This window comes from Methyloceanibacter sp., from assembly GCF_049590335.1.
In the GTDB taxonomy this organism is placed as follows: Bacteria; Pseudomonadota; Alphaproteobacteria; order Rhizobiales; family Methyloligellaceae; genus Methyloceanibacter.
The window spans coordinates 1-23,622 of the sequence record NZ_JBAWCQ010000162.1; the positions used below are offsets into that span (position 1 = coordinate 1).

The following is a 23,622-nucleotide window of genomic DNA, read 5'->3' on the forward strand; positions in this document are numbered from 1 at the left end:
AGATAGATGTAGGTCCACACGTCGAGCTCCGTCCAATTCGACAGGGGAAACACGCGCATACTCTCGCCAGGATTCACCTTGGTATTGGCCAGGTGCCAAAGCTCGGGCCGCTGACGCTTCGGATCCCAGTTGTGCGAGGCGTTGCGGAACGAGAAGACGCGCTCTTTTGCGCGCGACTTCTCCTCGTCGCGGCGCGCGCCGCCGAAAGCCGCGTCGAAACCATATTTGGCGAAGGCCTGTTTCAGAGCTTCGGTCTTCATAATATCTGTATGCAGAGCGCTTCCATGCGAGATGGGCGAGATGCCGTTCCGGACGCCTTCCTCATTGATATGGACCGTGAGGTCAATACCGAGACGCTTCGCCTCCGCATCGCGGAACGCGATCATCTCCTGGAACTTCCAGGTCGTGTCGACGTGGAGCAAGGGGAACGGCGGCTTTCCGGGGTAGAAGGCCTTCATGGCAAGATGCAGTAAAACGGCTGAGTCCTTGCCGATAGAATAGAGCATCACCGGATTACTGAATTCCGCGGCGACCTCACGCATGATGTGAATGCTCTCCGCCTCGAGCTGGCGGAGATAAGACGAAAGAACCTGTTTCATAGATCCGTACTCATTCGTGTCGCTTCAGACTCGTTATGCGAACCCGTATCTCTTTCAGCGCCTGCGCCGTTTTGGGTGTTGGCGTGAGCGTCCGCCTTCCGTCTTGCATGGACGTAGCGATACGCGCTGACGGGGATCAGGGCCAGATATACCAAAGACCCCACGAACAGGGTGTGGGCTGGATAGGTCAAAAGCAAGGCAATGAAAAGGGCCGCCAAGACAAAAAGCGGAGGCACGTACTCACGATGGATCCGCTGTCCGACCATCTTTATGGAGAAGGTCGGCACGTTCGACACCATTAGAAGCGCCACGGCTATTGTGTAGAGAAGCACGAGCGGCGTGAGAGTTGGCCAATGAATTCCTAAATACTGGGCGTAGATCGGCAGGAGCACGATGATGGCGCCTGCCGGAGCCGGCACGCCTACGAAATAGGATTTCTTCCAGACCGGCTGGTCGGTCTGACTGAGCGAGGCATTGAAGCGCGCGAGCCGCAAGGCCGAACATACGGCGAAGACGAGGACGGCGATCCAGCCCAAGCTCTTCAGGTCTTCCAGAGACCACGCAAACAGGATGATGGCCGGCGCCACGCCGAAGTTCACGAAGTCGGCGAGACTGTCCAGTTCCGCGCCGAAGCGGGTCGACGCCTTAAGCAGACGCGCCACATGGCCGTCGATCCCGTCAAGAAAGGCAGCGAAAACGAGCGCCGCCACAGCCATGTCCCAGCGATGCTCGATCCCCATACGGATCGCAGTCAGCCCCGCGCATAGCCCTACGAGGGTGAAGATGTTCGGAATGAGAACGCGAATGGGCACTTCGCCGCGCACGAGCAACCGTTGCCGCAGCTTCTTTTCGTCCCGTTCCGGATCGAAGGGAGGAAACATCGGTTCTTAGGCGCTCCCCTTCGCCTCGCCCGCCAGAATGGCGAGCACCGTTTCGCCGGCAATGGCCGTCTGGCCGATCTCGGCCAAGGCCTCGGTGTCCGGCGGCAGATACAGATCGACGCGGCTCCCGAAGCGGATCAGGCCCATGCGCTGCCCGGCTTCGAGCCTGTCGCCGTCGCCCACGAAGGGCACGATCCGCCGGGCCACGAGCCCGGCAATGAGCACAACACCGATCTTGGTGCCGGACTTGGTCTCGATGACGAAAGCCTGCCGCTCGTTCTCTTCGCTCGCCTTGTCGAGCTCGGCGTTGAAGAAGGCTCCATGCACATAGGCGCTATGAATGATTTTTCCGCCGACGGGAGCGCGCACGACATGCACATCGAAGACCGACAGAAACACGGAGATGCGCGTCAACGTGGCCGTTCCGAGCGCTAGCTCGCGCGGGGCCATGGCGTCTTCGACCACGGTGGAAATCCTGCCGTCGGCCGCGCTCACGACGAGGCCCGGCCGGTCGGGCGTCACGCGCTCGGGATCGCGGAAGAAATAGGCGCAGAACACGGTACCGAGCGCACACAACCACCCCAGTGCCGGCGCGAATAGGAACAGAAACAGCGTCGCAATCGCGCCGATGGCCACGAATTTATAGCCGTCCGGATGAATAGGCACGAACGCATTGGCGATGGTATCAAGTAGGTTGTGCCGGTTGTCCATAAGTAACTCCGTTTGGATGGCTAGCTTGACGCCAACACCTCGTCCTCATCAAGCCGGTCCTCGACAATGGCCGACGCGTGCGGGTCCGCACTCTGCCGCGCGCCGTCGTGATGTTCCACCTCTTCTGCCTCTCGGGCATGCGCCAAAACCTCGCGGGCCTCATCGGCCTCGCGCTGACGCGCCCACAGACTGGCATAGAGCCCGTCCTGCGCCAAAAGCTCCGCGTGACGTCCCTGTTCTATGATGCGCCCCTTTTCCAGCACGATGATGTTGTCCGCGTGGACCACGGTCGAGAGCCGGTGCGCGATGACGAGACTCGTGCGGTCGCGCGCCACTTGTTCGAGCGCATCCTGAATCTCTCTCTCGGTGTGGCTGTCGAGTGCGGACGTCGCCTCATCCAGCATCAGGATTGGCGGCGACTTCAGAATTGTCCGGGCAATCGCCACGCGCTGCTTCTCGCCCCCGGACAGTTTCAGGCCGCGCTCGCCGACGAGCGCGTCGTAGCCGAGCGGCAGCGCCAGGATCAAGTCGTCGATCTGCGCCATGCGTGCCGCCTCGTGGACCTCGGCCTCGGTCGCATCCGGGCGGCCATAGCGAATATTGTATTCGATCGTGTCGTTGAATAGCACCGTATCCTGCGGAACCATACCGATCGCCGCACGCAGCGAGCTTTGGGTCACATCCTTGACGTTCTGCCCGTCGATCGTGACCTCTCCCTGGTTCACTTCGTAGAAGCGAAACAGAATTCGTGAGATCGTCGACTTGCCCGCCCCGGACGGACCGACAATGGCCACCATCTTTCCGGGCGGCACGTCGAAGGAGACGTCTTTCAGAATGGGACGCCCCGCCTCGAAGGCGAAGGAGACATTCTTGAACGAGATCGCGCCGTTCTCGATACGCAAAGGCTTGGCGTCGGGGCGATCGACAATCTCAGCCGGCTCCTTCAAGAGCGCGAACATGGTCTCCATGTCCACGAGGCCCTGTTTGATCTCGCGATAGACCATGCCCATAAAATTCAGCGGCATGAAGAGCTGGATCAAAATTGCGTTGATCATCACGAAGTCGCCGACGGTTAGAACGCCTTGCGAGACGTCGCGCGCGGCCAACAGCATGCACACGACCATGCCGGTGCTGAAAATGATGGCCTGTCCGGAATTCAAAAAGCCGAGCGTCGTATAGGTACGAACCGCCGCCTTCTCGTAACGCGCCATGGATGCATCGAAGCGCCGCGCCTCCAAATCCTCGTTTCCGAAATACTTGACGGTCTCGAAATTGAGCAGGCTGTCGACCGCCTTGGAGTTCGCCTCCATGTCGCTCTCGTTCATGTCCCTGCGAATGGCGATACGCTTCTCCGTGGCGAAGAAGGTAAACCAGACATAGGCCACCACCATAGCGAACAGGACGCCGACATAGACCCAGCCGAAATACCAGGCTACGAGGCCGGCGATCATGACCAGTTCCGCTGCGGTTGGGACCATATTCAAGACCGCCATGCGCAGGATCGTGTCGACGCCGTTGACACCACGCTCGATCACGCGGTTCAGCCCGCCCGTGCGCCGCTCCAGATGAAACTTGAGGGACAGACTATGCAGATGGCGGAAGGTCCGGTTCGCGAGCTGGCGCACCGCATTTTGGGTCACGACCGTGAAGATCACGTCCCGCAGCTGCGCGAACAGCACCATGAGCGTACGCCCCACACCATAGGCCACGATGAGCATTATCGGGACGAGCGCAAGGCCCAGGAACGTGCTGCCCGCATCCGCGGCCGACGCGCCAGCCGTGCCTTGGCCCGTCAGATAATCAACCGCATTCTTGTAGGCGATCGGGACCGCCAGCGTGACCATCTTAGCCAGCACCAGCGCGATGAACGCCAGCCCGACACGCCGATGCAGATCCGGGCGCCCCTCCTGCCAGACATAGGGCATCAGCTCGCGCAAGACGGACGACTGCCCGGCCCGCGCCGATAGCAGGGCATCGCTAGTCGATTGCGGCAGTCGGTCTCTCATAAAAAAGGCTTTTCTTTCAGAATGCTATCGCGCCAAGCATTTGCTTTTACCGGCCGGAGGTTCCAGGGGCGAAAAGGCGGCGCCTGGGCCAAATGGACCGGTCGCGCATCGGAAAAGGGGGCAGCCTCCTTGGCCGCCCCCTCCATAGATATCGATATAGCCTGCGGGCGCGCCAGCGCCAAGTGCACGCGCGCGGGCCCGGGCCCGCCCAGACTAGCCGCGGCGTGAGATCCAGAGCGTGACTGGAACCGCCCCGCGGAGCCGGATCAGCGCCGGCCGGCCGGTGGCGCGGCCAAGTCCTCGGGGCTCGGAGGTCCCAAAGACATGCTGAACATGGCCCGCCCCGCCAGCATGTTCGTGGTCTCGTTGAATTGCTCCACGCGGACCGAATGCACCTTTTCGTCGAGAGCGATCTTGTCCTCGACGCTCCAGGAGCCATCCTCGTCAGCTGCCGGCACCTTGGCAAACCGCTTTTCGTCCACATAGATATGGACCTCGCGGCCCGGGACCGCTGTGCCCGACATCTTCAGCGTGCCTGGGCCGTCCTCCGCCTTCTGATAGTCCACCACCTTCACTCGGATCGGCACCTTCTTCGACGGTGACGAAGCCTCGCCGACCACATCGGCCTGGGGCGCCGTATCCTCGGCGAGAGCCGGTGCAACCGGAGAGACACAACAGAGAACGGCAAGAGCTGCCATTCCAGCCAAAAGCATACTGCCCATCATCGTGATCACGTCCTCACTCAATAGATTGTCGTTGCAGGGGTCATGGCTCTGCCGGCCATGTCGGGATGAATCCTAGCCAATCATTCATGCCTCTGCCACACCGAGCGGCAAGAACAGCGCGCCGTCGGGATTCTTGACGATTCGCTCTGCCCGATGCCAGATGCCCCTGAGAGTCGAAGGGGTTCGGAACGCAGGAGTTTTCATGACGGAATGCCGTCGAAGAGTTGAAACCGTCTGTGTTTACTGCGGGTCCGGCGGAGCGGAGAACCCTGCTTTTGCCGAGGCCGCCCGTGCGCTCCGCCATGCTCTCGCATCGGCCGACACCCGCCTTATTTATGGCGGCGGGGACTTGGGCCTAATGGGGATCGCTGCCCGCTCGGTCCTGAAGCATGGCGGCCATGTCACCGGGATCATGCCCGGGTTCCTTCATGGACGCGAACGCATGCTGGTCGACGTGCACGAGCTGGTCGTGGTCGACAGCATGCACGAGCGCAAGCATCTCATGTTCGAGAGGTCCGACGCCTTCGTCGCCCTGCCTGGCGGCATCGGCACGCTCGAGGAATTCGTCGAACAGCTCACCTGGTCGCAACTTGGCCGGCACCGCAAGCCGATCGTCCTCGTGAACATTCACGGCTTTTGGGATCCGCTGCTCGAACTGTTCGACAAGATGATAGGTCACAACTTCATCCGCTCGGGGTTCGAGCTGAAGATGAGCGTCGCCGACAGCGCGCATGACGTCCTGCCGGTCATTCACCGCGTTCTTGCCGAGTTGGAAGCCGAGCCCAAAGCCGAAGCGCAGGTGATCGAGAAGTTTTAGAACGGAGCCTTGGTTGCTACGCCACTACGGGGCCGGCGCGCCGTCGCGGATCAACTTGTAATTGATCGAGTCGAGCAAGGCCTCGAACGAGGCATCGACGATATTCGGCGACACACCCACCGTGAACCAGCGCCGCCCTTCGCCATCGCGGCTCTCGATGAGAACGCGTGTGACCGCGTCCGTGCCACCCGTCAGGATACGGACCTTGTAGTCGACGAGCTGCAGGTCATCGATATAGCTTTGATACGGCCCGAGATCTTTGCGCAGCGCATTGTCGAGCGCGTTGACGGGACCATTGCCCTCGCCGACGGACATTACCGTATTGCCGTCGACACTGGCTTTGACCGTTGCCTCCGAGATCGTCACGAGATTGCCAACGGCGTTGTGCCGCCGCTCGACCATGACCCGGAACGAGTCGACGTCGAAGAACTGGGGCACCTTGCGCAGCGTCCTCCGGGCGAGGAGTTCGAACGATGCCTCGGCCGCCTCGTAGGCGTACCCGACGGCCTCGCGCTCCTTCACCAGGTCCACAAGACGTAAGACCCGCGGGTCATCCTTCGTCACGGTCAGACCGATGCTCTCCAGCTGCGCGAGGATATTCGAGCGCCCGCCCTGGTTCGAGACCAGCAGCTTGCGCACATTGCCGACCGTCTCCGGCGACACATGTTCGTAGGTGCGCGGATCCTTCTGCACGGCCGAAACGTGAATGCCGCCTTTGTGCGCGAACGCCGCCTCGCCGACATAAGGCGCATGCCGGTCGGGAGCCTGGTTCAGCATCTCGTCGAGAACGCGTGAGGCGTGGGTCAGCGTGCCGAGCGTCTCGGGCGTGATCTTGGTTTCGAACCGATCCGCGTAAGCGCTCTTGAGTAGCAGCGTGGGGATGATCGATGTCAGATTGGCATTGCCGCAGCGCTCGCCGAGACCGTTCAGCGTTCCTTGAATTTGCCGCACACCGGCACGCACCGCCGCCAGTGAATTGGCAACTCCGTTATCCGTATCGTTGTGCGCGTGAATGCCGACGTGATCGCCCGGTATATGCGCAACGACCTCCGTGACGATGGCCTCGACTTCGTCCGGCAGTGTGCCACCATTAGTGTCGCACAACACCACCCAGCGGGCACCCCCCTCATATGCGGTCTTGGCGCAAGAAAGCGCATAGTCTGGATTGGCCTTGTACCCGTCGAAGAAGTGTTCACAGTCGAGCAGCACCTCGCGGCCCGAGGCGACGGCGACTTCGACGGACTCTTTGATGCCGGCTAAGTTCTCATCGCACGTGATGCCGAGCGCCACATCCACATGGAAGTCCCAGGTCTTGCCCACAAGGCAGATCGCGTCGGCCTGTGCGGCCAGTAGCGCCTGAAAGCCGGGATCGTTCGCGATCGAGCGGCCGGGCCGCTTCGTCATGCCGAATGCGGTGACCTTGGCGCCGAGCTTGTGGTCTTGGGAGAAGAGTTCAGTATCGATGGGGTTCGCGCCCGGATAGCCGGCTTCGACATAGTCGAGACCGAGCCGGTCTAGCTGCTCGGCGATCAGCAGCTTGTCCTCGAGTGAAAAGTCGACGCCATGGGTCTGGGCGCCGTCTCGCAAGGTCGTATCGAATAGGGAGAGAGTCTCGCGCGTCATAGCTTAGACCACACCGAACAGAAACCGCAAAGCGAGCAGCACGGCCAGCACCAGCACTGCGATCTTGATGGCGAGATAGACGCGGCTTGAACCCTTGAATGGCACGTCTTTCAGAAAATCGCTCATTGGACTGTCTCCGGACCCGGCAGGGTCTTCTTCATCGTCGTGTTGGATAGCCACTCTTCGCCGCACTGTACGCTGTTGCGCTGCTGGGCAGCATAGCCGCGCTTGCTGAAGAAATCGTACGCGCTGTCGCTCGCATCAACGCTCAAGGTTTCCGCTCCGCGGCCGCCCGCGATCTTCTCCAACGCATCGGCCAGCAAAGTGCCGACTCCGCGCTCTACTGCGGCGGGATGCACATAGAGGAAGCCGACTTTGCCGTCCGCCTCCAGCGAGCCGAAGCCCACCGGCGCTCCTCCCATAGTCGCGACGATGGTCGTGTGGTCGGCAAGCGTTTTGGCGAAGGCCGCCTCGTCGTTGGCAGCGGCAGCCCAGGCTTCCTGCTGCTCTTCTTCGTATTCGTCTTGGGTGAGCCCCATGATGCTGGCACGGAAGATCTCGGCGAGCAGCGGCGCCTCACCCGGTAGCATGGGACGCAGCGCCAGTTGCGGGTTCGCTTCGGCACTCATCGCGCGACCTCCCATTTCGTCGTCAGCTCGCCCGTCTCCGGGTCCTTCGCGTCCATCAAGACAATGCCCATGGCTTCAAGTTCGTCACGGATACGGTCGGCCTCGGCGAAGTCTTTAGCTTTGCGCGCCTCAAGACGCGCGGCGATCAATTCGTCCACTTTGCCGCGCTCGGCCGCCTCGCCGCCCTCCAGACTTGCGCGCTCGATATTCGCGCGCGATGCGGAGAATCCGAGGAAGCTGAGCGCCACGCGCAACTCCGCAAACTGCCGGGCGCCATGAAGCTTATGCAGCTCGGCGATCACCTTGGGCGTATTGAGATCGTCCGACAGCGCCTCCACAATCGCGGCCGGAGCCTCGGACGCCGGCTCATGAGCTTCCACATCACCGTACCAATCCCACAGCGTCTTGTGCGCCTCATCGAGGCTGACGCGCGTCCAGTCCAGTGGCTGCCGGTAGTGAGTGCGCAACATGTTCAAGCGCAGTGCTTCGCCCGGCCAGGCATAGCCCTGCCATCCCGTCAGCAGCTCCTGCACGGTGACGAAATTGCCGAGGCTCTTCGACATCTTCTCGCCTTCGACCTGCAGGAAGCCGTTGTGCATCCAGACCTGCGCCATCAGATCAGTGCCGTGGGCGCAGCGCGACTGGGCGATTTCGTTCTCATGGTGCGGGAAGACAAGGTCGATGCCGCCGCCATGAATGTCGAAAACTTCGCCCAAATGGGCCGCGGACATGGCCGAGCACTCGATATGCCAGCCCGGCCGCCCCGGCGTCTCTATGCCCCCCGGCGAAGGCCATGACGGCTCGCCCGGCTTGGACGGCTTCCACAGCACGAAGTCCATCGGGTCATGCTTGAAGGGCGCAACCTCAACGCGCGCGCCCGCCAGCATCTCGTCCAGCGACCGCCCCGAAAACTTGCCGTAATCGGACATTGAGGAAACGCTGAACAGCACGTGCCCTTCGGCCACATAGGCGCTGCCCTTGGCGATTAAACGATCGATCATCGCGCACATCTGGCCGATATGCTCGGTGGCGCGGGGCTCCACGGTCGGATCCACCGCCCCGAGCGCACGCATATCGTCGCGGAACTGCGCCTCGGTCTTTTCGGTGACCTTGCGGATCGCCTCGTTCAGCGGCAGTTCGGGATAGTCCTTTGCCGCCCGCGCATTGATCTTGTCGTCCACGTCCGTGATGTTGCGGACATAAGTCACATGATCGGGCCCGTAGACGTACCGCAGCAGGCGGAACAGCACGTCGAACACGATGACGGGCCGCGCATTGCCAATATGCGCGCAGTCGTAGACCGTCGGCCCACAGACATAGAGGCGCACATTGGCCGGATCGAGAGGCGTGAAGGCCTCTTTGCGGCGAGTGAGCGTATTGTAAATCGTAAGCGACACTGACAAGCCCCTTCGGCTTGAGGCCCGCCGGATGTTCGTAGGTGGTGAATGTGAAGTATGAGGAAGAACGACCCGTGCGAGCTGTTTTGCTAGCGCGGAATAATGCAGCCCAAAATGCTAAGGTTCGATTGCGCGTACATCATCTTAGCTCCGCTTATGGCGTCAAACCGCCAAATCGTCAAGCAAACCATCTTATTCATGCCGCATTGACCGCAGATTCTGATTGCGCATAATGCGTTATTGAGATTTCCCAAGGATTGGAACGATCGTCGTGAGGGTCTATCGCGGTTTTGCGCGCGTTCTGGCGCCATGCGCGGCACGTCCGTCGCCTCTTGGCGCGCGGGCGTTTGCCGGCCTGATGGCGCTGGCGTTTGGTTGCCTGGTCTTCCTTGGCGACGGCTTCGCGCAGAGCGAGCAGGATATCCGCTGCATGCAGTTGCAGCAGGAGCTCAACGCGGCGAGCGGCGGCGGCGCCAACAATCCTGAACTTGCCTCTCTCAACCAGGAAATCGGCCAAGCCACCAAGATCTATCGCTCCGCGAAATCGGAAATGGACCGAGCCGGCTGCTACGAACGCATGCTCATCTTCGGCCGCGCTCTGAAACGGACGCCGCGGTGCTTAAGCCTAAACGCCCGCGTCGAGGACGCGCGGCGGCACTCCGAACGCCTCAAGGCGCAACGGACCTCGCTCGGAGGCGGCGGCAACCGGCGGCGTCAGCAAGAGCTCCAACGCGCGATGCAGCGCAATGGCTGCAGCGGCGCGTCAAAACCGGGCGGCGGTTTGTTCGATTTCTTTGGCGGCCCGCGCCAGGAATACCAGACGCCGATCTATCGCAGCATCAACCCCAATGGCCGGTACCGGACCGTGTGCGTGCGGCTCTGCGACGGCTTCTACTTCCCGATCCATTACTCGACCTATGGTAGCCGGGCGTCCCAGGACGCCCAGAAGTGCCAGGCAAGCTGCGCGGCGCCTGCCGAACTCTACGTCTATCGCAACCCCGGCCAGGAAATCGAACAGGCGATCTCGCTGAGCGGGTCTCCCTACATGGATCTGCCGGTGGCGCTCCGCTACCGTAAGGAGTTTGTGAAGGGCTGCTCGTGCAAGAAGGCCGAGTACAACCCGATGGAAATCGAGGCCGCCAACAAGAAGGCGCAAGGTATTCCGCCTGCCGGCGCCACCCAGGCCGCCGCCACACCTGCGAAAGCCGCACCCAAGGCGCAGCCTGCACCGAGCGGCCCGCCGCCTCAGCTCAATCTGGATACTGGACAGCCATCGCCGTCCGAGGTGCAGATCGCACCGCCCTCTACGGCAGCAGCCCCGGCCGCGCCGGTTCTGCAAGTTCCGGTGCCCCCGAACTTCCCACCCGCGGCGCAAGCGCCGGCCCAAGCCCCTGTTGCACCAGGGCAATCTTCTTTCGTCAAGAAGTCACCAAGCGCAAACTAGGGGTGATGGTTACGCCGCCTCGCCGCGAAGCCGGCTGAGCACGCGTGTCCGACCGATCATCGGCAGAAGCTGCTTCAGCTCGGGTCCATGGGTCTTCCCTGTGAGTGCAAGGCGCAACGGCTGGAACAGTGCCTTTCCCTTGGCGCCCGTCTCCGCTTTCACCGCCGCAGTCCATTCGCCCCAGCTATGCTCTCCCCAAGGCTCCGGCGGCAGCATCTTCGCAGCCGCGTCACAGAAGCCGGTATCTTCAATCACGGGCTCGAGCGGCCCGGCCACCACGGCCCACCACTCCTGCGCGTCGGCAAGCACGCTAAGATTGCCCCGCACCGCCTCCCAGAACGCCTCGCCTCCACCGACGCCCAAGTCCTCGAGCTGCCCGGCAACAGCAGGAAACGGACGGGCGTGTAAGAGCTTGGCATTCAGGAGCCGCAGCTCATGCGGATCGAACCGCGCCGGCGCCCGCGACAGTTTGCCGAACGCGAAGGCGCGGGCGAGTTCGTCCACGCTTTCATGGGGCGCAACAGGGTCGCTGGTGCCGATCGTCGCCGCATAGCTGACAATGGCCAGGGGTTCGAGCCCTTCCGCGTGCATGCCTTGAATAGACAGGGACCGGTCGCGTTTCGACAGGGCCTGCCCGTCTGCGCCCACAAGAAGGTTGTGGTGCCCAAAGAACGGCACGACCGCACCCAGCGCTTCGAAGAGCTGGATCTGCGGTGCTGTATTGGCCACGTGGTCTTCGCCGCGAATGACGTGGGTGACGCCAAGATCGATGTCGTCCACCACGCTCGGCAGTATGTAGAGGAAGGTCCCGTCGCCCCGGATCAGCACGGGGTCCGACAAGGAACCCGCATCCACATGCTGGTGGCCGCGCACTAGATCGTCCCAAACCACGTCGCGCGGCTCCAACAGAAAACGCCAATGAGGTGTGCGCCCCTCCGCCTCGAACTTGGCCTTTTCCTCGTCGGTAAGCGTGAGCGCCGCGCGGTCGTAAACGGGCGGCTTGCCGCGCGCGAGCTGACGCTTGCGCTTCAGATCCAGTTCCTCTGGCGTCTCATAGGCAGGATAGAGGCGGCCCATCTCTTTCAGCTTTTCGACCGCTGCATCGTACAGCGCGATCCGGTCGGACTGACGGACCCGTGCCGACCAGGTTAGCCCGAGCCAGGCGATGTCCTCCTCGATGCCGCGGGCGAACTCTTTCGTGGAGCGCCCCCTATCCGTGTCGTCGAGGCGCAAGATCAAGTTGCCGCCTTCCTTGCCTGCAAAGAGCGCGTTGATGATCGCGGTGCGGATATTGCCGGCATGCAGACGCCCGGTGGGACTCGGCGCGAAACGGACGGTGACAGTCATCTAAACAGTCTCGCGGAACTTGTTGGTGATCGGGTAGCGCCGGTCGCGGCCGAAATTGCGCTCGGTGATCTTCACGCCGGGCGCCGCCTGACGACGCTTGTATTCGGCGAGATAGAGCATCCGCTCGACCTTCTTCACGGTCTCAATGGCATGCCCGCGCGCGGCAATCTCCGACACGGAGAGCTCCTGCTCCACGAGAGAATTGAGAATGTCGTCTAGAACGGGGTAAGGCGGCAGGGAGTCCACGTCCCGCTGATCGGGCTTCAGTTCGGCGGAGGGGTCCTTGGTCAAGACGTTCTCAGGAATGATGACGCCTTCGGGTCCGAGGCACCCCTTCGGCCGGTTCTGATTGCGGAAACGCGACAGCGCATAGACTTGGCCCTTGTAGAGATCCTTTATGGGATTGAACCCACCATTCATATCGCCATACAAAGTCGCGTAACCAACTGAAACTTCAGATTTATTTCCCGTCGTCAGCACCAGCGGCCCGAGCTTGTTCGAAACCGCCATAAGAAGCGTGCCGCGGGTGCGCGACTGCAAATTCTCGGCCGTGAAGCCGTCCGGCATACCGCCCAACACACCGGCCAGGCAGGCGCCCAGACCCGCGACTCCGTCATGAATCGGGACCGTATCGTAGCGCACGCCAAGCGCCTGCGCGATCTGCTCGGCATCGGTGAGACTCTCGCTGCTCGTATAGGCGAAGGGCAGCATGATGCAATGGACGTGAGCCGCGCCCAGCGCGTCTACGGCCATGGCCGCGCACAGCGCCGAATCGATGCCGCCCGACAAACCCAGGACCACACCAGGAAACCCGTTCTTGTTGATGTAGTCCCGGAGCCCCGTCACGCAGGCGAGGTAGTTGGCCGCGTCCCCTACCTCGATGGTCGAGATCTCGCCTTGCGCGCAGTGCCAGCCTTCGGCGTCACGGTACCAATCGGTGACGACCGCCACGTCCTCCCAAGCCGGCAGCTGCACCGCGCACGAGCTGTCAGCGTTGAGTACGAAGGAGGCGCCGTCGAAAACCAGTTCGTCCTGACCGCCGAACTGGTTGAGATAGACGAGTGGGCACTTCGTTTCGGCGACGCGGGCCTCTGCTACGCCGTAACGGATCGCCTGCTTGCCCATCCAATAGGGCGAGCCGTTGGGCACGATCAGGAGATCGGAACCGGACTTGGCGAGAGACGTGCAAATGTCCTTCTCCCAGATGTCCTCGCAGATAGGGACACCGAGCTTGATCCCTCGGAAAGGAATGGGCTCCGGGATTGGCCCTGGCTCAAACACCCGCTTCTCGTCGAACACGCCATAATTCGGCAACACATGCTTGTAGCGCACGGCGGCGATACGGCCCTCCACTAACAACGCCACCGCGTTGTAGACCTTGTCGCCGTCGGCCCAGGGCAGGCCCATCAGCACGGCCGGACCGCCGTCTGCGGTTTTCTCTGCCTGCTTCTCGCAGGCCTCGCGCGCGGCCCGCTGCAAGGCCGGCTTCAGCACGAGGTCCTCGAGCGGATAGCCGGTCAGAAACAGCTCCGAGAAGACGACGAGATCCGCCCCTTCAGAGGCAAAACGGTCGCGCAACGCACATGCGGTTTCGAGATTGCCGTCCAGGTCGCCCACGACGGGATTGGCCTGCGCAAGCGCGAGCTTGAATGAGTCCTTCGTTTCACTGCCCATGGAACGATCTCAAACGGAACAAACCTAAATGGATGAAACCCGGAGATCGAACCCCGCGAGGTCCGCCCGCCGCATCCAGCCTACTCGCCAGCCGCGACGGAAACTTGAGGCGCAGGGCACCCTTCCCGCTCGCGGCGTAGGCGTTCGGCCACGATAAAGGCCAGCTCGATCGACTGATCGGCGTTGAGCCGGGGATCACAATGCGTGTGGTAGCGGTCCGACAAATCGGTTTCGGTGACGGCCTTGGCGCCGCCGACACATTCGGTGACGTTGTTGCCGGTCATCTCTACATGGATGCCCCCCGCATGGGTCCCTTCGGCGCGGTGGACGTCGAAGAAAGCTTCCGCCTCTTTGAGGATCAGATCGAAGGGCCGCGTCTTGTATCCGCTGCCGGCCTTGATCGTGTTGCCGTGCATTGGGTCGCAGGTCCAGACCACCGATTTGCCGTCCCGCTCCACCGCGCGGATCATCGCCGGCAGGTAATCGCCCACCTTGTCAGCGCCAAAACGGCAGATCAGCGTCAGGCGCCCCGGCTCGTTCTCCGGGCTGAGCAGGTCGATCAGCTTCAGCAACTCGTCCGGATCCATGCTCGGTCCGCATTTCACACCGATCGGGTTCTTCACCCCGCGCAGGAATTCGAGATGGGCATGATCGAGCTGGCGCGTGCGGTCGCCGGCCCACAGGAAGTGGCCCGAGGTGGCGTACCAATCGCCCGAGGTCGAATCCACCCGGGTCAGCGCCTGCTCATATCCCAGCAGAAGCGCTTCGTGGCTCGTATAGAGGCTCGTGGAGCGAAGCTGCGGCGTGTTTTCCGGGGTCAGCCCAATGGCCCGCATGAAACGCAGCGTTTCGGCAATGTGATCGGACAGTTCCTGGTAGCGGTGTCCCGCTGGGCTGTCCGCGACGAAGCCAAGATTCCACTGGTGCACATGCTCAAGATTGGCGTAGCCACCTTGCGAGAAGGCGCGCAGCAGGTTCAGCGTGGCCGCGGCTTGGCGATAGGCCATGTGCATGCGCTGCGGATCGGGGTTACGCCCCTCCTCCGAGAAGTCGATGCCGTTGATGATGTCGCCGCGATAGCTCGGAAGCTCGAGCTCGTCTTGGGATTCGGTCGGCGCCGAACGCGGCTTGGCGAACTGGCCCGCAATACGGCCGAGCTTCACCACGGGTGATCCGCCCGCATAGGTGAGCACAACCGCCATCTGCAGGAAAACGCGGAAGAAGTCGCGGATCGTGTCGGGCCCGTGCTCCGCAAAACTCTCCGCGCAGTCGCCGCCTTGCAGCAGAAAAGCCTCCCCTTGCGCGACGCGAGCGAGCTTGGCCTTCAGCTCCCGCGCCTCGCCTGCAAAAACCAACGGCGGAAACGAGGCGAGCTGCTGCTCGACCTCTGTAAGGGCTGCCATGTCCCGGTAGTCCGGAACCTGCTGTATCGGCTTTGAACGCCAGCTATCGGGGCTCCAACGCGGTGCCATTTTCATTCTCCACATAAGTCCCCGCTATATAAGCACTTGAATTGATTGTGGCTAGCCGGGGATCGCGATGACCTGTCTATCGCGGGCCTGCCTCATAGCCGATAATGACGCGGGGAGGAACCGAAACTGGTGCCTTTGCTGGAACATAGCCACAAGCCTCGCGACATCGCCAAGCGCCTTGGCCGGGGACCGAAGGTTAGCTACTTGCGCGACTGGGTGTATGGCGGCATCGACGGCACGGTCACCACGTTCGCCATCATGGCCGGTGTCGTCGGCGCCAATCTCTCTTCGACGGTTGTCGTCATACTGGGCGTTGCCAACCTCCTCGCCGATGGCTTCTCCATGGCCGCGGGCAATTTCACCGGCACCAAGGCGGAGCATGACGAATACGAACAGCTGCGCCACATGGAAGAACGCCACATCGAACTCGCGCCCGAGGGCGAGCGGGAGGAAATCCGGCAAATCTTCCGGGCCAAAGGATTTGAGGGCGATACGCTCGAAAACGTCGTCGACGTCCTGACCCAGCATCGCAGCAGCTGGATCGACACCATGATGCAGGAAGAGCACGGCATGCCGGCTGTCTCGCGCTCGCCCATCCACGCCGCGCTCTACACCTTCGTGGCCTTCGTCCTGTGCGGCAGCGTACCGCTCCTGCCCTACCTCTTGGGTGTGGACAGGCCGGAGTGGCCATCGACGATCATGACCGGCGCGACATTCTTCGCCATTGGCTCGTTCCGGAGCCGCTGGTCGCCGAAGCCGTGGTGGCTCGCCGGGTTCGAGACTCTAGCCATCGGAATGCTGGCGGCAAGCGTCGCCTATCTCATCGGCTCTTGGCTGAAAGAGCTGGTCTGAATGCGTTTCACTTTCGTCAATTCTGGCGACCGTGCAAAAATCGGCGCAATTACGAATCGAACGTCGCACGCGAGCTGAGCCCCATGGCGATACCAGAACCCAAATTCACCATCGGCATCGAGGAGGAATATCTCCTCGTCGACAAGGAAACCCGCGACCTCACGCCCGAGCCGCCAGCCGCGCTTCTTTCCAAGGCCGAAGCCGCCTTGCGGGGCCGGGTTAGCCCCGAATTCCTGCGTTCTCAGATCGAGGTCGGGACCCATGTTTGCCACTCGGTGCAAGAGGCCCGCGACCAGCTGATCGAGCTCCGGTCGACGGTCAGCACGACCGCGACGGAATTCGGGCTCGCACCCATCGCCGCGTCGACTCACCCTTTCGCGCACTGGGAGAGCCAGCACCACACGAACAAGGAACGCTACAATCTGATCGCCAAGGACCTCCAATATGTGGTCCGGCGGATGGTGATCTGCGGCATGCATGTGCATGTGGGGATCGACGACGACGATTTGCGCATCGACCTTCTCGGCCAGGCCCCCTATTTCCTGCCGCATCTGCTGGCGCTGTCGACCTCCTCGCCCTTTTGGCAGGGCGAACAAACGGGTCTTAAATCATACCGGCTGTCCGTGTTCGACGAATTGCCGCGCACGGGGCTCCCGCACACATTCTCCAGCTACAGCGAATATGAGCGCACAATCGACCTCATGGTGAGCGCGGGACTCATCGAGGATGCGTCGAAAATCTGGTGGGACTTGCGCCCGTCAGCACGCTTCCCGACGCTGGAGATGCGCATCACTGATGTCTGTCCGCTGATCGAGGACGCCATCGCCATCGCCGCGCTCTACCAATGCATCCTGCGCCTGCTGTATCGGCTACGGCGCCAGAACCAGCGCTGGCGCCACTACCCGCCGTTCCTGATCCGTGAAAACCGCTGGCGCGCTCAACGGTATGGCATCGAGGAAGGCATGGTAGATTTCGGCAGAGGCGCCATGGTCCCGTTCTCGGATCTGATCGAGGAACTGTTCGAACTCGTGGCCGAAGACGCTGCCTTTTTCGGCTGCGCCCCCGAAGTCACCCATGCGCGCACGATCCTCCAGCGGGGCACGAGCGCGGACCGGCAGCTAGAGCGTTATGCCAAGGTCAAGTCCGAAGGCGGCTCGGAGCGCGACGCGTTGGTCGCCGTTGTCGACGAGCTCGTGGCGGAGACCGCCGCGGTACCGGGAGCCGGCATGACAACAATCCTCGAAGGCGAGAACGCCAAAACCCCTCGCCGCTAAAGCGTCGTCTGCATGCCGCCATCGACATTGAGCGCGGCGCCCGTGATGTAGCCCGCCTCGTCGGAGGCCAGGAAAAGCGCGGCATTGGCAATGTCTTCGGGCGTGCCGAACCGGCGGAGCGGCGTCTGGGTAAGCAGCGCCTTTGCGATTCCCGGGTTCTTCAAATAACGGCCGATCAGCGCCGTCTCCACATAGCCGGGCAGCAACGTGTTCACGCGGATGCCGTACGGCGCATACTCCACGGCGAGACTGCGCGACAGGGCAGACACCGCACCCTTGGTGGCCGAATAGACGGCCATCTGCCGCGTATGCTTCGCAGACATCACCGACGAGAGATTGACGATCGAGGCATTGCCGGACGCACGCATCAGGTCGAACGCTTCTCGCGCGCACCGTACGGTCCCATCGACATTGACGGACCACACCTTCTCCCACTCCTCGTCGGTCAGATGACGGAAGTCCGCGCGGGCGCCCACGCCGGCATTGTTGACCAGCACATCGAGGCGGCCATGGGCATCCTTGATGGTTTCCATCAACGCCTGCACCTGGGCGGTATCGGTGATATCGACCGTGTGCGCCGAGGCGACCCCGTTCGCCTTGACGATCGCATCGGCCGTCTCCTTCGCCGCATCGCCGTCAATGTCGGCCACAGCCACACGCGCGCCTTCGCGCGCAAAAGTTCCGGCGACAGCCCGGCCAATGCCGGCGCCGCCGCCCGTCACAAGCGCGATTTTATCCTCAAGCCGCCGCATCGGATCCCTTCACTGGTGTTGGCGGCTCCCATTTCTGCCGCAGGGTGACAAACTCTTCTGCCATGCTCGGATGAAGAGCCATGGTGGCGTCGAAATCGGCTTTGGTCGCGCCGAGCCGGAGCGCGATCGCCGCCATCTGGACAATCTCGGCGGCATCGGGCCCGACCATATGCAGGCCAAGCACCTTATCGGTCACAGCATCCACCGCCAGCTTCATGAAGACCTTCTCGCCGCGTCCGCTGATGGTCGCGCGCATGGGCCGGAAGCTCGTCTTATAGATGTCGACCTGATGGTCCTTGCGGGCATCCTCCTCGGACAGACCCACGGTTCCGATCTCGGGCTCGGTGAACACGGCGGTCGGGATGAGGCTGTAGTCCATCGCCTTGGGCTGTCCTTCGAAGACGGTCTCGACAAACGCCGTGCCTTCCCGGATCGCCACCGGCGTGAGGTTGGCGCGGTCCGTCACATCGCCCACCGCATAGATGTTGTCGGCGGCTGTCTTGGAATAGGCATCGACCACAACCCGGCCATTGCTACCAAGCTCCACGCCGACGGCCTCCAGACCCAGCCCCTTTGTATTGGGCTTCCGCCCAGTCGCCGCCATGACAGACGATGCGTGCAGGACGTCGCCGTCGGTCAGCACGACCCGGTATCCCTCGCCGTCTTTCTCGATCGAGGTAATGTTGGTGTCCATTCGCAAATCGACGCCACGATCCCGCAACGCCTCGGCGACGATGTCGCGTAGGTCCATATCGAACCCGCGCAGGATCTGGTCGCCGCGATGGACCACGGTCACCGTGACGCCAAGGCCCGCAAAGATTGAGGCGAACTCCATGCCGATATAGCCGGCGCCCAGAATGACGATGCTTTCGGGCAGCGTCTCGAACTGGAAGCATTCGTTCGATGAGATGAAATATTCCGCACCCGGCACGGACGGGAAGGTCGGCGCCGACCCGGTCGCGACCAGAATGTAGTCCGCCGACACGGTCGCATCGCGATCCGCGAGCCGTACGCCATGGGGGCCGTCCACCGTCGCGCGGGTCAGGAACCGTTCGACGCCCGCGTTCTCGAGGGTGCGCGTATAGACCCCGTTCAGCCGGTCGACCTCGCGCTGGACGTTGTGGATCAGCGTCGGCCACTGGAACTCTAGATCCCCATAGGACCACCCGAAGGCGCATGCGTCCTCGATTTCCGCGCCATAGCGGCTACCATAGACGAGCAGCTTTTTCGGCACACAGCCGCGGATGACGCAGGTGCCGCCAATACGGTATTCCTCGGCGATGGCGACACGCTTGCCGAGCTGCGCGGCGAGTCGTGCGGCCCGCACGCCGCCGGAACCCGCACCGATGACGAACAGATCGTAGTGGAAATCAGACACTTTGGATCGATACTCCGAATGACGTTCAGGTGATGAGGAGGCGGATGTGTAGTTACGCGCCGGGGTGCTGGTAAACTTTAACGCCGCGAGCGCCGGCCACAATTGCCATATCGCAAAGTCCAAGAAAGAGCCCGTGCTCGACCACACCAGGGACACGCGTCAGGGCGAAAGCCAGCACTTCGGGCTCCGCGATCTTGGGGAACACGCAATCGACGATCAGATTGCCCTGATCGGTGACGAAGGGACGGTCGCCCTCGCCGGGACGCAACCGGATTTCTCCTTCGCACCCGGCCTCCGCGGCAAGCGCCTGGATGAGCAGCATGGTCGGACTCAGGCCGAAGCGCACCACCTCGATGGGCAACGGATGGGATCCGAGCGTTTTGGAAAGTTTGCTGTCGTCGGCGATGACCACCATGCGCTCGGACGCCGTCGCGACGATCTTCTCACGGAGCAGCGCTCCGCCGCCGCCCTTGATCAGGCGAAGCTGGTCGTCGATCTCGTCGGCGCCATCGACAGTCAAATCAAGGTGCGGCGTTTCGTCCAGCGTGGTCAGCGGAATATTCAGCGCCGTGGCATGCGCGTGTGTCGCCTCTGAGGTCGGCACACAATTGACGTCTAGACCGTCCCGCACGCGGGCGCCAACTTCCTCGACGAACGGGGCGGCAGTGGTGCCCGTGCCGAGCCCGAGCCGCATGCCCGGCTTGACGAGATCGATAGCTGCTTTCGCTGCCGCTGCCTTATAGCCGGCGACGGCCGTTGCACTGTCTTTCATCAGCCGCCGAGCCCCCCCATCATGACGTATTTCAGCTCCAAGAATTCTTCGATACCGTGGTGGGAGCCTTCGCGGCCCTGACCTGATTCCTTCACGCCGCCGAAGGGGGCTAGCTCCGAAGAGATCATGCCTTCATTAATGCCGATCATGCCATATTCGAGCGCCTCGGCCACCCGCCACGCGCGCGAAATGTCCCGTGTGAAGAAATAGGCCGCTAGGCCGAACGGCGTGTCATTCGCTAAAGTGACCGCCTCGTCCTCATCCCCAAAACGGAACAGCGCTGCGATGGGCCCGAAGGTCTCTTCGCGCGCGATCTGCATCTGAGGCGTAACCTCGGTCAGGACCGTCGGCTCGAAGAAAGTCCGCCCAAGGTCGTGGCGCACGCCGCCAGCCAGAACTTTGGCGCCATGTGCGACGGCATCCCGCACGTGAACCTCGACCTTGGCAAGCCCCGCCTCGTTGATGAGTGGCCCCTGCGCCACATCCTTCTCAATGCCGGCGCCCACCTTGAGCTCAGAGACAACTTCCACGAGCCTTGCCGCAAAGCGCTCGTAAATGCCGTCCTGCACGAGAATGCGGTTGGCACTGATACAGGTCTGACCGGAGTTGCGGAACTTCGAGGCGACCGCGCCGGTCACCGCCGCCTCGAGGTCTGCGTCGTCGAAAACGATAAAGGGCGCGTTGCCGCCGAGTTCCAGGGAGAGCTTCTTCACCGTGTCGGCGGATTGGCGCATAAGCAGCTTTCCTACCTCGGTCGACCCGGTGAAGGTAATCATGCGGACATGCGGGTTCGAGGTCAGCTCGCCGCCGATGGCTTCGGCTTCGCCAGTGACCACGTTGAGAACACCCGGCGGGAACCCGGCCTGGCAAGCAAGCTCGGCCAGGGCAAGGGCCGTGAGCGGCGTCTCAGGTGCGGGCTTCACGACCACAGTGCACCCAGCTGCCAGTGCTGGCGAGATTTTTCGCGTGATCATGGCCAGCGGAAAGTTCCATGGGGTGATTGCACCGACGACCCCAACCGGCTGCTTGAGGACAAGCATGCGGCCGCTTTGCTTCGGCGTTGGGATAATCTCGCCCAGAACGCGCCGCGCCTGCTCCGCGTAGAACTCGGTGAACGAGGAGCCGTAATCCACTTCCGCGCGCGCCTCGGCCAGGGGCTTGCCCTGCTCGGCCGTCATGAGATGCGCAAGGTCTTCCGCGTGCTCCTGCTGGAGCTCGTACCAGGTGCGCAAGATCTGCGCCCGCTCTTTGGCGAGCAGGCCGCTCCAAGCCGGGAACGCGGCATGGGCCGCCTCGATCGCCGCACTGGTCTCCCGGGCTCCAAGATGGGGCACATGGCCGACAACCGCGCCAGTCGCCGGGTTCGTCACGTCGTCTGTCGGCGTTCCGGTCCAAGCGCCGCCGATCAAGCATTGGTCCTTGATTAGGGTCGGTGTTTTCAGCTGCATGGCCCGCTCTCTACGCCGCTGCTTGCGCAACAGCAAGTCACGTGAGAGAGAGACACATGCTTGAGGGTGCGACAATTGTTTTCGATCTGGACGGCACGCTGGTCGACACCGCACCGGACCTCACCAACGCTCTGAATTATGCTTTGAAACTGCAAGGGCACCGGCCTGTCGAGGCTGCGCGCGTCCGCGAAGCGGTGGGGCGCGGGGCGCCCGCCATGATCTACGAAGCGCTCGGGTTCGGGATCGGCATGGAGGAGATCCTGGGCGACTTTCTCGTCCACTACGAGGCCAACATCGCCGCCGAAAGCCGCCCCTTTCCCGGCGCCGTGGCACTCCTGGACCGATTGAAGGCGCGCGGGGCGCGTCTCGCGGTCTGCACCAATAAGCGCGTGCGCCTGGCCAATCTCCTACTCGAAACACTGGAAATTCATCACCATTTCGCGGCCATAGCGGGCCGCGACACGTTCGAAATGTCCAAGCCCCATCCCGGACATCTCTTAGGCGCCATCGCCGCGAGCGGCGGCGATCCGGCGCGCGCCGTCATGGTGGGAGACAGCGCCGTCGACATTCAGGCCGCCCAGGGGGCGGGTATCCCCTCGATCCTCGTCTCCTTCGGCTATAGCCCGCCACCGCCAGAGGGCCCGCGGCCAAGCGCCACCATTGATGGCTTCCCGGCCCTGGAGGCGGAAGCCGAAATCCTCCTCAAACGCTTGACAGACCGCGACCGGACCCTTTCCTAATAGCGCCCGGGCGTTTGAGCCGGAAAGCCGCCTCAATCGCCATAGCGACTTCAACCAACAGCCATAATTGCGCGCTAGGTAGGGAACTGAGCTTGTTGCGCCAAGGAGAACTGGAATGCGCGAACGCATTGTTATCAGTGCTTTCATCGTCTTGCTGATGGGCGGGACCGCCCTTTCCGAAGATGCCGGACAGGCCTGTGTCGACCAGCTTGCCGAGACCGAAAGCCTCGTGGACCAGACGGTCAACGCCAAGGTGCTCGATGAAGGCGACGTCGAAGAGGTGAATTGGCTTCTCGACGAGGCGAACTTGGCCTGCACCAACGGGGACTACGCGAAGGCCAAGAAGACCATGGCCCAGGCCAAAGGCATGCTGAAGCCCGCCCCGCCCCCTGCGGCGGAAGCTGCGGCCCAATAGATTTCCCTGGAAATGGTGCGCGTTTCGCTGGCGAGGCTCCTTGACTTCACCGAGGGCCGTTCGCTAAATGCGCGCTTGCCGTCGCGGCCCCTCCAAACGTACGAGGCGATCACGCGAACGGGCCTGGGCGCGCAAATCCTGTAAGCGCCTGGCACGGGCGGTTAGCTCAGCTGGTAGAGCACTGTGTTCACATCGCAGGGGTCACTGGTTCAAGTCCAGTACCGCCCACCATTTTCGTATAATTAAATCAGTAGGTTAGCCACTCACCCGGAGCCGGGCGCGCTGCGTGGGCAACACCTCGGGCAACATGGTGCAAATTTCGTGGCTGATGCGTGCTCCAACCGATGGGATGTTTGGGATTGCTCGGTGATCCAAACGTCCTGAGCCCGCGTAACCTTAGCAACACGTTAAGGCCGTCCCCTGCGCCCCCCACGCAATGGCCTTGGCGTTGTACTCTCCTAAGCCCCGGTGCCCCCGCGCCGGGGCTTTCTGTTTGCCAGATCGGTACGAGCAACTGCCAGCGACCGAATAGGGTATCCACCCCATCGAGACAACGCGGGCCTCGGACTACCTTTCACTCATCGACGAACAATAGCGCATCGCCGCCCAACACTCTCGATGAGGAGACTACCGATGAACAAGTTCGCTAAGACGGCAGCCCTCGCA

The 23,622-nt window shown here is 62.4% G+C and carries 22 protein-coding genes and 1 tRNA gene; 7 read left to right on the plus strand and 16 right to left on the minus strand.

Features of this window, described 5'->3' with window-relative positions; translation table 11 throughout:
* From cysD to WBQ77_RS12030, 5 genes are all read right to left on the minus strand, one after another.
* The coding region (cysD, locus tag WBQ77_RS12010; RefSeq protein WP_424060442.1) for a sulfate adenylyltransferase subunit CysD at positions 1-599 on the minus strand (599 nt) is incomplete at its 3' end.
* Positions 596-1,480 (minus strand): CDP-diacylglycerol--serine O-phosphatidyltransferase, encoded by an 885-nt coding sequence (pssA, locus tag WBQ77_RS12015; RefSeq protein ID WP_424060443.1) that lies wholly within the window; start codon positions 1,478-1,480, stop codon positions 596-598. The genes pssA and cysD, both read right to left, overlap by 4 nt.
* Positions 1,481-1,486: 6 nt before the next feature.
* The gene (locus tag WBQ77_RS12020) at positions 1,487-2,191 is read right to left on the minus strand and encodes a phosphatidylserine decarboxylase (protein WP_424042647.1); all 705 of its coding nucleotides are present in this window, start codon (positions 2,189-2,191) and stop codon (positions 1,487-1,489) included.
* 20 nt (positions 2,192-2,211) lie between these two features.
* Entirely contained in the window at positions 2,212-4,197 is a 1,986-nt protein-coding gene (locus tag WBQ77_RS12025; protein WP_424060444.1) for an ABCB family ABC transporter ATP-binding protein/permease, read from the minus strand.
* Positions 4,198-4,463: 266 nt separating this feature from the next.
* The gene (locus tag WBQ77_RS12030) at positions 4,464-4,943 is read right to left on the minus strand and encodes a hypothetical protein (protein WP_424045467.1); all 480 of its coding nucleotides are present in this window, start codon (positions 4,941-4,943) and stop codon (positions 4,464-4,466) included.
* A 181-nt stretch (positions 4,944-5,124) separates the two neighbouring features.
* Between WBQ77_RS12030 and WBQ77_RS12035 the strand changes: the two genes are divergently transcribed.
* Positions 5,125-5,739 carry a TIGR00730 family Rossman fold protein gene (locus WBQ77_RS12035; protein ID WP_424060445.1) on the plus strand — a complete coding sequence of 205 codons (615 nt, stop codon included), beginning with the start codon at positions 5,125-5,127 and terminating at the stop codon, positions 5,737-5,739.
* Between the two features lie 24 nt (positions 5,740-5,763).
* Here WBQ77_RS12035 and cimA read toward each other — a convergent pair whose 3' ends face one another.
* The 4 genes from cimA to cysS are packed head-to-tail and all read right to left on the minus strand — an operon-like array spanning position 5,764 to position 9,388.
* The gene (gene cimA, locus WBQ77_RS12040) at positions 5,764-7,362 is read right to left on the minus strand and encodes a citramalate synthase (RefSeq protein WP_424060446.1); all 1,599 of its coding nucleotides are present in this window, start codon (positions 7,360-7,362) and stop codon (positions 5,764-5,766) included.
* A 3-nt stretch (positions 7,363-7,365) separates the two neighbouring features.
* The gene (locus WBQ77_RS12045) at positions 7,366-7,488 is read right to left on the minus strand and encodes a hypothetical protein (protein WP_424045464.1); all 123 of its coding nucleotides are present in this window, start codon (positions 7,486-7,488) and stop codon (positions 7,366-7,368) included.
* A complete protein-coding gene (locus WBQ77_RS12050; RefSeq protein ID WP_424045463.1) occupies positions 7,485-7,991 on the minus strand; it encodes a GNAT family N-acetyltransferase in 507 nt (168 codons plus the stop codon). The genes WBQ77_RS12045 and WBQ77_RS12050 overlap by 4 nt, the downstream gene beginning before the upstream one ends.
* Positions 7,988-9,388 (minus strand): cysteine--tRNA ligase, encoded by a 1,401-nt coding sequence (cysS, locus tag WBQ77_RS12055; RefSeq protein ID WP_424045462.1) that lies wholly within the window; start codon positions 9,386-9,388, stop codon positions 7,988-7,990. The genes WBQ77_RS12050 and cysS overlap by 4 nt, the downstream gene beginning before the upstream one ends.
* 271 nt (positions 9,389-9,659) lie before the next feature.
* Between cysS and WBQ77_RS12060 the strand changes: the two genes are divergently transcribed.
* The gene (locus tag WBQ77_RS12060) at positions 9,660-10,832 is read left to right on the plus strand and encodes a DUF2865 domain-containing protein (RefSeq protein ID WP_424045461.1); all 1,173 of its coding nucleotides are present in this window, start codon (positions 9,660-9,662) and stop codon (positions 10,830-10,832) included.
* A gap of 9 nt (positions 10,833-10,841) precedes the next feature.
* Here WBQ77_RS12060 and gltX read toward each other — a convergent pair whose 3' ends face one another.
* The 3 genes from gltX to WBQ77_RS12075 all read right to left on the minus strand — a co-directional run bounded on the left by gltX (position 10,842) and on the right by WBQ77_RS12075 (position 15,325).
* On the minus strand, positions 10,842-12,179 hold the full coding sequence (gltX, locus tag WBQ77_RS12065) for a glutamate--tRNA ligase (RefSeq protein WP_424045460.1): 1,338 nt from the start codon (positions 12,177-12,179) through the stop codon (positions 10,842-10,844).
* On the minus strand, positions 12,180-13,853 hold the full coding sequence (locus WBQ77_RS12070) for an NAD+ synthase (protein ID WP_424045459.1): 1,674 nt from the start codon (positions 13,851-13,853) through the stop codon (positions 12,180-12,182).
* An 80-nt stretch (positions 13,854-13,933) separates the two neighbouring features.
* On the minus strand, positions 13,934-15,325 hold the full coding sequence (locus WBQ77_RS12075; RefSeq protein WP_424045458.1) for a class II 3-deoxy-7-phosphoheptulonate synthase: 1,392 nt from the start codon (positions 15,323-15,325) through the stop codon (positions 13,934-13,936).
* A 129-nt stretch (positions 15,326-15,454) separates the two neighbouring features.
* Here WBQ77_RS12075 and WBQ77_RS12080 point away from each other — a divergent pair, with 129 nt between their 5' ends.
* Positions 15,455-16,177, plus strand: coding sequence for a VIT1/CCC1 transporter family protein (locus tag WBQ77_RS12080; RefSeq protein WP_424045457.1), 723 nt, complete (start codon positions 15,455-15,457; stop codon positions 16,175-16,177).
* 83 nt (positions 16,178-16,260) lie between these two features.
* Positions 16,261-17,451 carry a carboxylate-amine ligase gene (locus WBQ77_RS12085; protein ID WP_424045456.1) on the plus strand — a complete coding sequence of 397 codons (1,191 nt, stop codon included), beginning with the start codon at positions 16,261-16,263 and terminating at the stop codon, positions 17,449-17,451.
* On the opposite strand, the gene WBQ77_RS12090 is transcribed toward WBQ77_RS12085, so the two are convergent.
* The 4 genes from WBQ77_RS12090 to WBQ77_RS12105 are packed head-to-tail and all read right to left on the minus strand — an operon-like array spanning position 17,448 to position 21,801.
* Positions 17,448-18,203, minus strand: coding sequence for an SDR family NAD(P)-dependent oxidoreductase (locus tag WBQ77_RS12090; RefSeq protein ID WP_424045455.1), 756 nt, complete (start codon positions 18,201-18,203; stop codon positions 17,448-17,450). The genes WBQ77_RS12085 and WBQ77_RS12090 overlap by 4 nt on opposite strands.
* Positions 18,190-19,581: a glutathione-disulfide reductase gene (gor, locus tag WBQ77_RS12095; RefSeq protein ID WP_424045454.1), complete on the minus strand. Its 1,392-nt coding sequence runs from the start codon at positions 19,579-19,581 to the stop codon at positions 18,190-18,192. The genes WBQ77_RS12090 and gor overlap by 14 nt, the downstream gene beginning before the upstream one ends.
* A gap of 52 nt (positions 19,582-19,633) precedes the next feature.
* A complete protein-coding gene (gene rpiA, locus WBQ77_RS12100) occupies positions 19,634-20,353 on the minus strand; it encodes a ribose-5-phosphate isomerase RpiA (protein WP_424045453.1) in 720 nt (239 codons plus the stop codon).
* Entirely contained in the window at positions 20,353-21,801 is a 1,449-nt protein-coding gene (locus WBQ77_RS12105; protein WP_424045452.1) for an NAD-dependent succinate-semialdehyde dehydrogenase, read from the minus strand. Before WBQ77_RS12105 ends, rpiA begins: the two co-directional genes overlap by 1 nt.
* A gap of 56 nt (positions 21,802-21,857) precedes the next feature.
* Between WBQ77_RS12105 and WBQ77_RS12110 the strand changes: the two genes are divergently transcribed.
* From WBQ77_RS12110 to WBQ77_RS12120, 3 genes are all read left to right on the plus strand, one after another.
* A complete protein-coding gene (locus tag WBQ77_RS12110) occupies positions 21,858-22,541 on the plus strand; it encodes an HAD-IA family hydrolase (protein ID WP_424060447.1) in 684 nt (227 codons plus the stop codon).
* Between the two features lie 115 nt (positions 22,542-22,656).
* Complete coding sequence (locus tag WBQ77_RS12115; RefSeq protein WP_424045450.1) at positions 22,657-22,956, plus strand: hypothetical protein; 300 nt, start codon at positions 22,657-22,659, stop codon at positions 22,954-22,956.
* 155 nt (positions 22,957-23,111) lie between these two features.
* Positions 23,112-23,187: transfer RNA gene (locus tag WBQ77_RS12120), tRNA-Val, on the plus strand.
* Positions 23,188-23,622 lie beyond the last annotated feature (435 nt).